13 protein-coding genes are annotated in these 13632 nt (G+C 35.7%); 3 read left to right on the forward strand and 10 right to left on the reverse strand.

All coding sequences use genetic code 11. From position 1 onward, the window contains the following. Positions 1 to 20: 20 nt before the first annotated feature. From ACODST_RS03975 to ACODST_RS03990, 4 genes are read right to left on the reverse strand one after another with little or no spacing between them, the layout of a single operon-like run. Positions 21 to 668, reverse strand: a complete 648-nt coding sequence (locus ACODST_RS03975; protein WP_488930819.1) for a hypothetical protein — start codon at positions 666 to 668, stop codon at positions 21 to 23. Then, positions 661 to 1320 (reverse strand): hypothetical protein, encoded by a 660-nt coding sequence (locus tag ACODST_RS03980; RefSeq protein ID WP_488930820.1) that lies wholly within the window; start codon positions 1318 to 1320, stop codon positions 661 to 663. The genes ACODST_RS03975 and ACODST_RS03980 overlap by 8 nt, the downstream gene beginning before the upstream one ends. After that, positions 1317 to 3782, reverse strand: coding sequence for a TonB-dependent receptor (locus ACODST_RS03985; protein WP_488930821.1), 2466 nt, complete (start codon positions 3780 to 3782; stop codon positions 1317 to 1319). The genes ACODST_RS03980 and ACODST_RS03985 overlap by 4 nt, the downstream gene beginning before the upstream one ends. 11 nt (positions 3783 to 3793) lie before the next feature. Then, on the reverse strand, positions 3794 to 5476 hold the full coding sequence (locus ACODST_RS03990; protein WP_488930822.1) for a M23 family metallopeptidase: 1683 nt from the start codon (positions 5474 to 5476) through the stop codon (positions 3794 to 3796). A 179-nt stretch (positions 5477 to 5655) separates the two neighbouring features. Here ACODST_RS03990 and ACODST_RS03995 point away from each other — a divergent pair, with 179 nt between their 5' ends. From ACODST_RS03995 to rny, 3 genes are all read left to right on the forward strand, one after another. Beyond that, the gene (locus ACODST_RS03995; protein ID WP_488930823.1) at positions 5656 to 5946 is read left to right on the forward strand and encodes a hypothetical protein; all 291 of its coding nucleotides are present in this window, start codon (positions 5656 to 5658) and stop codon (positions 5944 to 5946) included. A gap of 4 nt (positions 5947 to 5950) precedes the next feature. Beyond that, entirely contained in the window at positions 5951 to 6244 is a 294-nt protein-coding gene (locus ACODST_RS04000) for a cell division protein ZapA (protein WP_488930824.1), read from the forward strand. Between the two features lie 211 nt (positions 6245 to 6455). Continuing rightward, complete coding sequence (rny, locus tag ACODST_RS04005; protein ID WP_488930825.1) at positions 6456 to 8015, forward strand: ribonuclease Y; 1560 nt, start codon at positions 6456 to 6458, stop codon at positions 8013 to 8015. A gap of 70 nt (positions 8016 to 8085) precedes the next feature. On the opposite strand, the gene ACODST_RS04010 is transcribed toward rny, so the two are convergent. The 6 genes from ACODST_RS04010 to ACODST_RS04035 form a co-directional block, all read right to left on the reverse strand. After that, a complete protein-coding gene (locus tag ACODST_RS04010; protein ID WP_488930826.1) occupies positions 8086 to 9606 on the reverse strand; it encodes a sensor histidine kinase in 1521 nt (506 codons plus the stop codon). Between the two features lie 141 nt (positions 9607 to 9747). Continuing rightward, complete coding sequence (gene xerD, locus ACODST_RS04015; RefSeq protein WP_488931084.1) at positions 9748 to 10644, reverse strand: site-specific tyrosine recombinase XerD; 897 nt, start codon at positions 10642 to 10644, stop codon at positions 9748 to 9750. An 80-nt stretch (positions 10645 to 10724) separates the two neighbouring features. Further along, the gene (locus tag ACODST_RS04020; RefSeq protein WP_488930827.1) at positions 10725 to 11231 is read right to left on the reverse strand and encodes an outer membrane protein; all 507 of its coding nucleotides are present in this window, start codon (positions 11229 to 11231) and stop codon (positions 10725 to 10727) included. Positions 11232 to 11369: 138 nt separating this feature from the next. Beyond that, entirely contained in the window at positions 11370 to 11993 is a 624-nt protein-coding gene (locus ACODST_RS04025) for a porin family protein (RefSeq protein ID WP_488930828.1), read from the reverse strand. Positions 11994 to 12175: 182 nt separating this feature from the next. Further along, entirely contained in the window at positions 12176 to 12751 is a 576-nt protein-coding gene (locus ACODST_RS04030; RefSeq protein ID WP_488930829.1) for a porin family protein, read from the reverse strand. A gap of 191 nt (positions 12752 to 12942) precedes the next feature. Beyond that, the gene (locus ACODST_RS04035; protein WP_488930830.1) at positions 12943 to 13503 is read right to left on the reverse strand and encodes an outer membrane beta-barrel protein; all 561 of its coding nucleotides are present in this window, start codon (positions 13501 to 13503) and stop codon (positions 12943 to 12945) included. Between the last annotated feature and the right edge of the window lie 129 nt (positions 13504 to 13632).

The following is a 13632-nucleotide window of genomic DNA, read 5'->3' on the forward strand; positions in this document are numbered from 1 at the left end:
ATATTCAATTATCAAATATACTATTTTTGATTGTAATTTTGGTTTTTATTGAATTTTACTAAAACGAAGAGATTCAAAAGCGCTATACCTAAATAGGCTAAAAGCAGTATCCAGTTCTTTTTATACAAAGCAATATGGTGTCGTAATAATGCTTTTCGTTCTTCATTCAGAAAATATTCTTCATTAGGATCTTCATAACCGCATGTCCATACAGGCATTGTGTTATTAGATTTTTTCCGGGGCTTTTTTTTACCCAGAATATACATATCGTCATCATAAGGAATATAAGTTTCTACACCTTCTTCTATTACTACATTAATAACAGCAATATAAGTATCATAATCCATTTTTGAACCAAAATAAACTTTAGCCCCATTAATGGTGTCATATTCTTTTATTAATCCCCGTACAAAAAAACGCAGTTCATTTAATTGATCGAGCTCCTGAGATTTTTCACTATTAAAACGAAACTCTTTATATTTTCTCAAGTGCTTCAGTTCCTCTTTTGTAATTGATTTTTCATCAGGAAATGAAAAATCAATACAGGCATAAACCTTAAAAGCATCCACTTTATAAAAATGGTAAAAACAAAACAAGGGAAGCAGAACCAGAGAAATCATTCCAGGAACGTAAAAAATCTTCTTTCTTTTTACATGTATCTCAGCCATACCTGTTTCTGTTAAGCTGTACCAATGTAAAAATATTTAAAAGAATAATACCCAAATAACCTAAAGAAACCAGCACCCATTTTTCTTTAAAAAAAGTATTCTGAAAAACACGTTCTTCTTCTTCTTTTTTGTTTTTTGCTTCCCAGTACGCCTGCTGCCTCATCACTTCCATGGTTCCGCAGTTCATATAGTAGGTTTTTTCGATGTTTTTTACTTTTTTAGGCGAATTACCAACAGGAATTATATAAATATCATTATCAAAAATTCCCCAGGCCGGAGCATCCTCTAACGTCACAATATCTATAGTTCTGATAAAAATACCATAGGATGTATTGGCATTATATTGTAGTTTGATTCCGTTGATCGTGTCTTTTTTATCTATCAGATTTCTGAGATGAAATCTCATTTCAGTAAGTTTCTTCTGATCATCGGATTCATTCCCGTTCAGTGCATATACTTTATATTTTCTGAGGGATTCGACCTGATACTTCTCAAAATCTCCTTTATTGGGCAATGACAAATCTATTGCTCCATATACTTTAAAAGCATTTGTTTTACAAAAATAAACGATACAGACAAGTGGAATCAAAACCAGGGAAATCATTCCCGGAACGTAAAAAAGTTTTTTTCTCTTTTTACGTTTTTCTGTCATAACCTCGCATTTAGCTTTATATTAAAAACCCTTGAAGTCATGTAATTTGGAATCGCGTACTGATTTTTAGAATACACATCACGAACCCATGTATTGGTAATGGCATTTTGATTATTGAAAAGATTGAAAATTTCCAGACCAAGAGACAGTTCCTTAAAATTTTTCAGCCAGCTGGTTTTAGAACTCTGCGTACTGCTGTCGACAAAAACTTTGGCAAAACCAATATCAGCCCTTCTGTAATCGTTCAATCGGTTTTGATATAAATACGGATCCGAATAAGCTGGTGAACCTCCCGGAAGACCTGTATTATAAACTAAATTCAGGTATACTTTTACACTTGGAATATTAGGCATATAATCCTGAAACAGCATCGCAAACTTTAAACGCTGATCTGTTGGACGGGCGATATATCCTTTATTTTCGTAATTTTCTTCTGTTTTTAAATAACCAAAACTTACCCAGGATTCTGTTCCCGGAACAAATTCCCCATTCAGTCTGAAATCCAGTCCCTGTGCATAAGCTTTCGCATTGTTATTGGCAGCATATCGAATACGGACATTATCTATGGAATATACATTTACATCTGACAGTGATTTATAATACACTTCAGTTACCCATTTAAAAGGGCGGTTCCACATTTTAAAATTGTAATCGTTCCCCAAAACAACATGAACTGCTTCCTGCGCTTTTACATTTGGATTCACGACTCCGTCCAGATCACGAAGTTCCCTGTAAAACGGCGGCTGATGGTACAATCCTCCAGAAATCCTGAAAACCATATCCATATCCCAGTCCGGTTTTATAGCAAATTGTGCACGCGGACTTATCACGGCCTGGTTTTTTCCTTCTTCCGCAGCCCCCGAAACCTTCCAGCTCTGAAAACGGGCACCAATATGATACCAAATCTGACTTGATCCCAAAACAGACTGTTTGTTCCATTGTGCATAACCCGCCAGTCGGTTTATGGTATTAAAATTGACAGCACGAATATCCTGATAAGGCAAAAGAGGTCCCGTATAAGGTGCATACGGCTGGTTGTTTTCCGGCAGTATTATTAAGGGCGGATTAACCGAAAATCCAGCAGAATCGATTACCTCCCATTCTACTACCCTGTCACGGATAGATTCTCTGGTATATTTTAAACCAAATTCCAGCTGGCTTTCTTTCCAGTCTTTTGTTCCTTTTAATTCGATATTAGCAATTAAAGCATCCAGATCATTTCGGGCGTGGCTCAGCTGCGAACCAATGCCCCGGGTAAAATCAACTGCCGAAGCGTCTGTTGGGTCTTCTGTATTTACATTTCCCAAACGGTACTGTGCCAAAATATCGAAATGTTCTTTTTCGGTAGTATGAAACAAAGAACCAATCAATTTAAGCGTTAATGAAGGAGAAGCTTTATAAGTGGTCTTTAAAGCCCCGAAATACGTATCGTACTGGTCTTTTTCCTGTCCCTCATAATAAACTGCCAGTGCCATGGGCTGATCTATTGTTCCGAATTTAGTTTCACGGGTTAAAGGCTGGTACAAATATTTATTCTGCGAAATATTCCCTAAAAAACTCATCTGCCACTTTTCAGAAATATCATAATTGATATTGGTCTGAACATCGGCAAAAGTCGGCTTATAGTTCGTCTGCGTATCCTGACTGTTTACTAACAAACTATTGTTTCGATAACGGACTCCTGTAACGGCTGTCCATTTTTTATTTTTTGAAACCAGATCAAAAGAAGCGCTTCCACCTAAAAAACTGGCTTCGAGAGAAGCTCCAAACTGGGTTGGTTTTCGGTAGGTAATATCTAAAACAGAAGATAATTTATCGCCAAACCTGGCCTGAAATCCCCCGGCAGAAAAATCTACGTTCTGAACCAGATCCGTATTCGTAAAACTCAACCCTTCCTGCTGGCCGGAGCGTATCAGAAAAGGACGGTATACTTCGACTTCGTTTACATACACTAAATTTTCATCGTAATTTCCGCCGCGGACCGCATACTGTGTACTCAGCTCATTATTGGAATTAACCCCCGGCAGGGTTTTTAGAATATTTTCTATTCCTGCATTCGCACCAGGAATCTTTTTGATCGTGGCAGCATCAACATTTGTAATTCCCTGTACTCTTTTTCGGTTTCGGGAGGAAACAAAAACCTCTCCCATCTGCTCCTGTGAATTATTCATCACCGGATTAAAAACAAATATTTCATCCGGCTTTAAATGTACCGTCAGACTGATCATCTTTAAAGAAACATGGGTAAAAATAATCGAAGTTTTTTTATTGGAAACGATCTCAATTTCAAAATAACCATTTGCATCAGACTGGGTATTGTTTTTGGCTGATGAAATATTAACACCGGACACCGGACGATGATCACTATCTATAATAATACCTTTAACATGGGCACTTTGAGCCAATGAAACATAGGTAAAGCATAAAAAAAGTAAAGCGAATATTAACCTGTTTTTATTCAAAGATCTGGGTTTTATTTTTGTTGACTTCTAAAAAAATGAGTTTCAAAGATAGTAGAATTTCCTACATTATCAACTACTTCCATTTTTAAGAAGTTTTCACCTTCTGTCAGATACTGATCATCGAAAGTATGTGTAATTTTTCTGTTTTTGTTTTCGTATTCAAATAAAACCCAGCTGCCGTTTAAATATCCATTGTAGGATTTGATTCCTGATAAGGAATCTCCAATTGTAAATTCAATTTTTTTCTGATCACTGATCCATTTTCCTTCAACCGGCTTTGCTATTTTAATTACGGGAGGTATTGTATCCAGAATTAAACCATAAGTACCCAGCACTTTTGCTTTGGCAGTAAATACATTTCCTTTTCTTATAGTTCCGTTATGACTGGTTCCCCGGCCAATATAAAGTTTATCCCACAAAGCTTCGGGATACGTTTCATCTTTTATCGTAATAGTAAAATTAGAATGTACAGGCACCGTATCATCATGAATGTAAATTTTATTGTTTTTTACATCAAAATTCAAATTAAAATCTTCGTAAAAAGTTCCGGCCGGAAAGAAAACAGACATATTGTCCTTTTCAAAATTAGAATCTTTGTTGTAACGCACAAAATAAGGAGAAGTAACCGGTACTGACGGCACCAGCGGCGTTGCTGTATCGTATTCTATTGGAACGGTTATCGAGTTCAGGTTTCCAAAATAATCAGACACCTCTATTCTGTAAGCAGAGGTGAGATTCGGTTCAGCCGAAATGATTCCCCTAAGCGAATCCGTTTTGATGATACTTAATGCAAATGGCGTTTTCATAAAAAGTTTCTGAACCCGCTGGCCTGTCCTTTTGTATCTTGGATAATCAATAAAAGCATTGATATAACGCATTTCATCAAACGAATAGGTATTGAACTGATAATTGTAATTTTGATTTCCGTTTAAAAAGGCTGAAACATTAAAAACCCCGTTTTTATTATACGAAACATCATCCGTATCGGTGGCGTTGATACCAAAACCAATTTTTCCGTTGGTTTTCACTTTGGACGCCAGATACGTTCCGTCTTTCTGAAGTGCCAGATTTAAAAGCAGGGGCTGTTTAGACAAATTAACCGTTGCATTGTCCTGAGGATATACCAGCAGACTGGTCAGGGTTGGCTTTTTGGTATCTTTAATATTCTGGTCAAAACCAAAAAACATTGGGTTGATTACAAATTCTGTTTTGGTATCACGAAATTCAAAATGCAGATGCGGTCCTTCTGAAGAACCCGTATTTCCGGAAAGCGCGATCAATTGTCCTTTAGTAACCGGAAGTTCGTCCGGTTTGGGAAACATTTCAATTTCATAGGCTTTCTCTTTGTAATGTGTTTTCATTACATATTCCTGGATAGGTCCAATTGTAGTCTGCAGGTGTCCGTATACCGAAGTATACCCGTTGGGATGCGTAATGTAAATACATTTCCCGTTTCCAAAAGTCGAAATTTTAATCCTTGACACATAACCATCAGCCACCGCATACACATTTAATCCCTCACGCTGATTGGTTTTTAAGTCAAACCCGGCATGAAAATGATTCGGCCTTAACTCCCCGAAATTCCCCGAAAGCTGCATGGGAATATCTAATGGCGGACGAAAATAATCTTTGGGATATTGTGTCTGGGCGAATACAAAATGACAAACAAAAAGGGCAAGTACAGAAAATTTCATAAATAACATTTTTGCTAAGATAAAAAATTAACAGGGAAAAACCGAGAGTAAACCCACAAAAAGACAATTCACTGAAATTCATCGACTTGTTTATTTTTAACGCAAAAAAATCGAGAAAAAATTGCATTAATAAAAAGGAATACTAACTTTGTATGATTAAGTAATGAATAGGATTTATAATGAGTGTAATTGCCGAAATAATTGATACTCTTGAATATAAAGTCGAAAAGCTTTTTGAGAAATCAAAAGGGCTGGAGAAAAACAATCAGGAATTACGATTAGAATTAGCCAGAGCCGTGCAAATTATCCAGAAACAATCTGAAGAAATGGAAGCTTTGAAAAAGCAATATGAAACACTTAAAATAGCCAATTCGTTGCTTGGCAGCGACAATAACAAGAGAGAGACAAAGCTTAAAATAAATTCATTAATTCGCGAAATCGATTACTGCATAGCACAACTATCAGATTAGAAATATGGACGGAAAGCTTAGAATTAAAATATCAATTGCTGACCGTGTTTACCCGTTAACGGTTGAACCTGCTCAGGAAGAGGGCTTAAGAAGCGCCTCTAAAAAAATTGATGCTATGATCAAGCAGTTCGAAGAAAGTTATGCCGTTCGTGATAAACAGGATGTACTGGCCATGTGTGCCCTGCAGTTTGCTTCACAGGTAGAACAAAAACAAATTGACAACGCAATCGATGGCGAAGAAACTATTGAAAGAATTAAAAGATTAAATGCGCTTTTAGATCAATATCTCGAAAACTAAAAAACGTTCTTTACAGAAACTAAGATACTGCCTACATTAGTTCACAATTGGTAAACTCAACACTAACAATTTAGAATGAGCAAATCGTCGCTACTATAGTATGCCCTCCTCTGGCTGGGAAACTTGAACAGTGAGTTAGCTCAAAACTTGTCTTTACGAGTTTATTCAAGCAATTAATGTAGGCTTTTTTTATATATAAACCCTAACAAACATGGACATCATAACGATCATTATTGGTATTGTAGGTATCGCAGCAGGTTTTGCGATAGCTAAAATTATCGAGAAAAGTAATATTTCTAACCTAATCAAAAACGCTAAAAAAGAAGCTGCATCTATTTTAAAAGACGCTAATTTAGAGGCTGAAAACATAAAAAAAGATAAAATCCTTCAGGCAAAAGAGCGTTTTATCGAATTAAAATCAGAACACGAACAAGTTATTTTAGCACGTGATAAAAAAGTAGCTGAAGTAGAAAAAAGAGTACGTGATAAAGAATCACAGGTTTCAAATGAACTTTCTAAAGCGAAAAAAGTCAATGAGGATTTTGAAGCTAAAACTGCTGAATACAACAATAAAATTGAGGTTCTGGACAAAAAACAGGCTGAAGTTGACAAATTACACAAAAGTCAATTGCAGCAGCTTGAAGTAATTTCAGGTCTTTCTGCAGAAGAAGCTAAAGAACAATTGGTTGAAGGTTTAAAAGCAGAAGCGAAAACCAAAGCCATGTCTCATATTCAGGAAACTATTGAAGAGGCAAAACTTACCGCTCAGCAGGAAGCTAAAAAAATCATCATCAATACAATTCAGAGAGTTGGAACTGAAGAAGCGGTTGAAAACTGCGTTTCTGTTTTTAACATTGAATCTGATGACGTAAAAGGACGTATTATTGGCCGTGAAGGACGTAACATCAGAGCTTTAGAATCAGCTACAGGAGTAGAAATCATTGTTGATGATACACCGGAAGCGATTATCTTATCCTGCTTTGATCCTGTCCGCAGGGAAATTGCCCGTTTGTCTTTACACAAACTGGTAACAGACGGACGTATCCACCCGGCCCGAATTGAAGAAGTAGTAGCCAAAACCGCCAAACAAATTGACGACGAAATCATTGAGGTAGGAAAACGTACGGTAATTGATTTAGGAATCCACGGATTACACCCTGAGTTAATCAAAGTAGTCGGCAGAATGAAATACCGTTCTTCTTACGGACAGAACTTATTACAACACTCCAGAGAAGTATCCAAACTTTGCGGAATCATGGCCGCTGAATTAGGACTGAATGTAAAATTAGCTAAAAGAGCCGGTTTATTGCATGATATTGGAAAAGTGCCGGATACAGAGAGCGATTTACCACACGCGTTATTAGGTATGCAGTGGGCTGAAAAATATGGCGAGAAAGATGAAGTATGCAACGCAATTGGAGCGCACCACGATGAGATTGAAATGAAATCATTATTATCTCCAATAGTTCAGGTTTGTGATGCTATTTCAGGAGCACGACCAGGCGCAAGACGTCAGGTTCTGGATTCCTATATTCAGCGTTTAAAAGACCTTGAAGATGTAGCATACGGATTCAGCGGAGTTAAAAATGCTTACGCGATTCAGGCCGGTAGAGAACTTCGTGTAATTGTAGAAAGCGAAAAAGTTTCTGATGACAATGCAGCTAATTTATCATTTGAAATTTCACAAAAAATCCAGACCGAGATGACCTATCCGGGTCAGGTAAAAGTTACGGTAATCCGTGAAACCAGAGCAGTTAATATCGCAAAGTAATTGCTCCCTTTTATAAAACATAAAAAAGGCTGTCATCACTGACAGCCTTTTTTATTGCGGTTCATATATTTTAAAGATCGTTAAAAACAATTTTAAAGCTTGTTCCCTCTCCTACTTTACTTTCTACCAAAACACTTCCTTTCATTGCCTCTATTTGGTTTTTGGTAATATACAGACCAATCCCTCTGGCCTCTTCATGTTTATGAAAAGTTTTATACATTCCAAACAACAGATCACCATACACCTTCAGATCAATTCCCAAACCATTATCGGTAATTTTAAGAGACTTATACCCTTCCGGTTCAATTCCAAAATCAAAAACAATGATCGGATCACGGTCGGGATGCGCATACTTAATGGCATTAGTGGTAAAGTTTAACAAAACACTTTCCAGATAAGCCGGATTAAAATTAATTGTTACATATTCCGGAACATTATTGACCACTACAGATTTCTTTTGTTTATGAAAGCCTTTTATGGCCGAAATTGTTTTTTCGATATACTCACGAAGTTTTAACGGCATCACCGCAATATTAATATTGCTTTGTGTTTTTACAATCTGTGTTAAGTTCGAAATCGTCTCATTTAAATCATTTGAAACTGTTCGAAGATGTTCCAGCATTTCGGTTACCGTTTCTTTATCGCCATCGGCATCAATAAAGTCCAGAATCGATTTGATGTTGCCTGCCTGCGTATTCAGATTATGAGACACTATATGCGAAAAATTCAATAAACGGCTGTTCTGGTCGCTGTACAGCTTCATCGTTTTTAAGAGTTCAAGCTCTTTTTCTTTTTGCAGCGAAACATCAGTATGGGTACCAATAACCCGAAGCGGTTTCCCATTTTCATCTCTTTTGATAACTTTTCCGCGGTCAAGAATCCATTTATAATTTCCGCTGGAAGTCATTACCCTATGGTAATTTTCATAATACGGAATCTTATTTTCAAAATGCTCTCTGATATCCGAATAATATTTAGGCAGATCATCCGGATGCACAATTTTATCCCAGCGTTCGGGATCATCAAAAATATCAGCTGATTCCAGTTCCAGTATCTTTAATGAAAGTGACGAATAAAAAACCCTGTTCGTCACCATATCCCAATCCCAAATTCCAACCGTTGACGCATCCAGCGCAAACTGAAAACGTTCTTCGGATATACGAAGTTTTTCTTCTTTATCTTTTAGTTCTGTGATATCCGAAACATGACCAAAAAAACTTACCCTGCCGTCTGGTGACGATTCCGTTTTGGCCGAAACTTTAAACCAGCGCAGCCCTTTTTTAGGAAGAACGGCCCTGAACTCAATATTCCACGGAAGAATTTCCCTGCGTGCTTTTACTATCGACTGAAAAAAAAGATCCCTGTCCTGTTCGAAAATCCGGTCGTAAATAATAAATTTAATATCGTCAGTGAATTCGTTTTCCGAAAGCTCAAAAATATCATCCGCAGATTTGCTGACTAAAGGAAAAGTATAATGATTATCGGCATCGATAACAAACTGGAAAAGTAAATCCGGCATTTCGGCAAACAGTTTTTTATAAAAATTATTTACCTCCAGACATTCCTCATTACTGTACAAATCAAAAACCATATACCACTTTTTAAGTAAATACTATTTTTTCGGAAACGGGCAAAAAACCGCTCTTCTTCCTTTTAATTTACTCCCAATGAATACAAATGTAGTACCAAGTTATTAATTTTTTCCCTGAAAAATAAGGGCTGAACCAAAAAATTACCTTCGCGGATGATACGAATGCATGACTTCTTTTAAAAAACTTCGGTCCAGATGCACATAAATTTCAGTTGTAGTAATCGATTCATGTCCGAGCATCAGCTGTATGGACCTTAAATCGGCACCATTTTCTAATAAATGAGTCGCAAAAGAATGTCTCAGGGTATGCGGACTTATATTTTTATGAAGACCAGTTTTTACCGCCAGATCTTTTATAATGGTAAAAACCATAGCTCTTGTAAGCTGGTTCCCTCTGCGGTTTAAGAACAAAGTATCTTCACAGCCTTTTTTGATTGTAAGATGAACACGAACTTCATCCTGATAAATTTTGATGTATTTCTGAGTCAGTTTCCCTATCGGAACAAAACGTTCTTTATTTCCTTTTCCGGTAATTTTCATAAATCCTTCATCAAAAAACATATCCGATATTTTAAGCGATACCAATTCGGAAACCCGAAGACCGCAGCCGTATAAAGTTTCGAGCATTGCCCGGTTTCGTTCGCCTTCATTACTGCTTAAATCAATGGCATCAATTAAAGCATCAATTTCTTTAACTGATAAAGTATCGGGTAATTTACGGCCTGTTTTAGGGCTTTCGATTAATTCCAGCGGACTGTCGTTTCTGTAATCTTCAAAAATCAGGTAATTAAAAAAGCTTTTTAGTCCGGAAATAATCCGGGCCTGCGAACGGGGATTCACCTCTTTAGAAACGGTATGTATAAACTGCTGCACGGTTTCATCGGTAATTTTTACAGGCGAAACATCAATCTGGTTTGTTTCTAAAAACAGGCATAACCGCTCGATGTCAAAGCTGTAATTTTCGATCGTGTTTTTAGACAATCCTCTTTCTATACGCAGATAGGACTGATAGTCTTTGATATAAGTATTCCATTTCATAGTTACAAAGTAAAACATTTTTAAGCATAAAAAAACCTTCCTGAATGAGGAAGGTTTTTGAATATATTTTAAACTATAATTTAGAATTTATAATTAAATCCTATGTTTAAAGAAGAAAGTGTAGCATCATCAGATATTGCTTTATAAGAAGCGAATACCTCTATTTTATCGTTTTGGTAACCAAATTTTGGTTGATACAGAACACCTCCGTCACCGCTTCCGCTGCCTGCATAAATAGCATATCCAAGATCAGCACCAACAAATAAATTATCAGTAACTGAATATTGTGCCGTTCCTGCAACCGGAATAAAACCTGCATTATCCCCTTTAATGTCAACCGAATTGAATCCGTCATAAAAAGTGTAGGTTTTAGCAATATAGGTAGTGTAACCAGTTGTCGCACCAACACTGAATCTATCGGCAACATTCCAAAGATAAGCCGCATCAATTCCTAAATTAACAGAAAAAGAATCTTTTAAATCGCCAAGTACAATACCTGTGTGGGCGCCCACTTTAAAATGCCCATCCTGTGCATTTGCGAAACCAAATGCCATAACTGCAATAATAGATAAGATGATTTTTTTCATTTTTTTTGTTTTGGTTTAAATTAATTTACCCAAATATAAAAATATTCTTATCAGAATGTCAATTTGTTTTTAACAAATAAAATAGTATTTATTAAAACTTTAAAAAAATACATCTCGTAAAAAAACTATCATATTACCTTAGAATTTATAAGCTGCCCCTATCGCAAAAACACTATTATGCAGTTTGGTATTTTCTCCCTCTTCCGTTTTGGCAATATTAGATAACCCCAGATTATATCTGGCACCAAGAGAAAAGTTTTTTGTAAAATCATATCCCGCACCTATGTTTAATCCAAAATCAATTGATTTAAACATGTTTTTAGCATCCTGCTCTAGCGTTTGGTTAAAACCTTCAAGTTTTGTTTTAATTTTCGCAGCAGTTAAAAAACCTATTTGCGGCCCTGCTCCCATGAAGAATTTTTCTATTACATAATACTTAAACATCACAGGTACATTGATATACTTCAAATTAAAACTAACATCTGCCCTGTTAAAATCATCATAAAACCCTCCTTCTAATCCCTTAATTTTTACTCCCTGATCCGAGTATAAAATTTCAGGCTGGAGGGAAAATTTTTCAGAAAATTTAATTTCGACAAAACCTCCTGCATTAAATCCAGTTTTTACCTTTAAATCGACTCCTTCAGTATCTCCTGTCCAATTTGAAAAATTAACACCTCCTTTTATGCCATACTTTATTTCCTGGGCATTTACAAAAGTAAACAACATAACTGCAACTGCAGATAAAATAACTTTTTTCATTCTGATTTTAGTTTTAATGAAGTGCAAATAAATACCAAAAAAAGGGTAACGGTTTCCAACTAAAATTAATTTAATAACAGAATAAGACACAAAAAGCACAATTAAAAAATATCCATCGAATAGCAACAAAAAAACCTTCCTGAACAAGGAAGGTTTTTGAATATCGTAAAATAAATTTTAACTTAAAATCTATAGGCCGCATTAAAAGCTAACACACTATTTTTAGCACTATCATAATAATCATCAAAATCATCATAGTCCCCTCTGTCAACAACTCCGGACAGACCAACAGTGTAGCGTAAACCTACATAGAAATTATCTGTGATGTTATAACCACCTCCAAAATTGAACCCAAAATCTGCTGATTTGTAATAATTCTTAACATCCTCACCATCATCTTTTGCAGAAACTAAGAAGCCAATTTGAGGACCAGCTTCAACACTAAATTGCTTAGTAATGTAGAATTTTGCTAAAACAGGAATATTGATATAGTTTAAATTAAGATCTGCATCATTGCTCCCTATATAATCAAACTTTGCTCCCTGCGCAGAGAATAAAAGCTCCGGCTGAATAGATAGTCTATCAATAACTTTAATTTCTGCGAAACCACCAACAACAAAACCAACTTTTGTATTAGTGTCTACATCTCCAGAAAAATTTGTAAGGGTCAAACCTCCCTTTACTCCAAATCTTGTTTGCTGCGCATTTGCAAAACCAAATGCCAGAACAGCAATTGCTGATAAAATAACTTTTCTCATCGTAAATTTGTTTTGGTTAAATTTTTAATGATCAAATATAAAAATATTCTTCATAAATAACGATTTGGAATTTAACAAAAAAAGTAGTAATAAGAAACTAAATAGTTAATTTAGTATTAATTGACCATAACCCATAAAAAAGCCCTCCTTAAAATAAGGAAGGCCTTTTTGAATTAACTAACTAAATTTACTTAGAATTTGTAAACAACTCCAAAACTTACATCTCTTAAGTCCGTACCAAATCCAAAGGAATTAGTTTTTTCAGCACCGTGTCCACCATTGTTATTTACACTGTACCCTAAACCAAACCAAGTAGCTTCGATTGCGAAATGTTTAGACAAGAAATAACTCAAACCTAATCCTACATTAGCACCAATTTCATTTTCTTTGTAATCACCAGGTTTAGTTTTTGAATTAGTAAAATCAAGAGCAGCCTCACCATACACAGAAAATTGAGATGCAGGTGTAAAATAATATCTACCAAATGCTCCGGCAGTAAAATCATTCGTTTTATTATCACCAATTTTAGTTGAACCAAAACCTAATTTAGCTCCAACAGCAATGTTGTCAGATACAAAATAACCTAATTTTGGTTCTACTGTGAAACCACTAGTTTTTGCATCTCCCGTTTTTGTTGAACCTGCATTTAATGCTCCCGAAATAAACGCATCTCCTTTAGCAAATCCTCCTGTCTGTGCATTTGCAAATGCAAAACCTAATACTGCAATAGCAGCTAAAAAAATTTTTTTCATGATTTTATTTTTAATTACTGATCCAAAACTAAGATTATGCTTACGAACTGATGTCCACAAGAAGCAAAAAAAGTATTAAAATAAGCCAGAATTAGATTACAAACAGAATGCTGGTTTTCAAATATTTAG

Source organism: Flavobacterium sp. FG19, assembly GCF_057809475.1.

Bases quoted from the DNA above. Each gene is read 5' to 3' on its own strand.
- ACODST_RS03975 (WP_488930819.1), bottom strand. From the start codon at position 668: ATGGCTGAGATACATGTAAAAAGAAAGAAGATTTTTTACGTTCCTGGA.
- ACODST_RS03980 (WP_488930820.1), bottom strand. From the start codon at position 1,320: ATGACAGAAAAACGTAAAAAGAGAAAAAAACTTTTTTACGTTCCGGGA.
- ACODST_RS03990 (WP_488930822.1), bottom strand. From the start codon at position 5,476: ATGAAATTTTCTGTACTTGCCCTTTTTGTTTGTCATTTTGTATTCGCC.
- ACODST_RS03995 (WP_488930823.1), top strand. From the start codon at position 5,656: ATGAGTGTAATTGCCGAAATAATTGATACTCTTGAATATAAAGTCGAA.
- ACODST_RS04000 (WP_488930824.1), top strand. From the start codon at position 5,951: ATGGACGGAAAGCTTAGAATTAAAATATCAATTGCTGACCGTGTTTAC.
- rny (WP_488930825.1), top strand. From the start codon at position 6,456: ATGGACATCATAACGATCATTATTGGTATTGTAGGTATCGCAGCAGGT.
- ACODST_RS04010 (WP_488930826.1), bottom strand. From the start codon at position 9,606: ATGGTTTTTGATTTGTACAGTAATGAGGAATGTCTGGAGGTAAATAAT.
- xerD (WP_488931084.1), bottom strand. From the start codon at position 10,644: ATGAAATGGAATACTTATATCAAAGACTATCAGTCCTATCTGCGTATA.
- ACODST_RS04020 (WP_488930827.1), bottom strand. From the start codon at position 11,231: ATGAAAAAAATCATCTTATCTATTATTGCAGTTATGGCATTTGGTTTC.
- ACODST_RS04025 (WP_488930828.1), bottom strand. From the start codon at position 11,993: ATGAAAAAAGTTATTTTATCTGCAGTTGCAGTTATGTTGTTTACTTTT.
- ACODST_RS04030 (WP_488930829.1), bottom strand. From the start codon at position 12,751: ATGAGAAAAGTTATTTTATCAGCAATTGCTGTTCTGGCATTTGGTTTT.
- ACODST_RS04035 (WP_488930830.1), bottom strand. From the start codon at position 13,503: ATGAAAAAAATTTTTTTAGCTGCTATTGCAGTATTAGGTTTTGCATTT.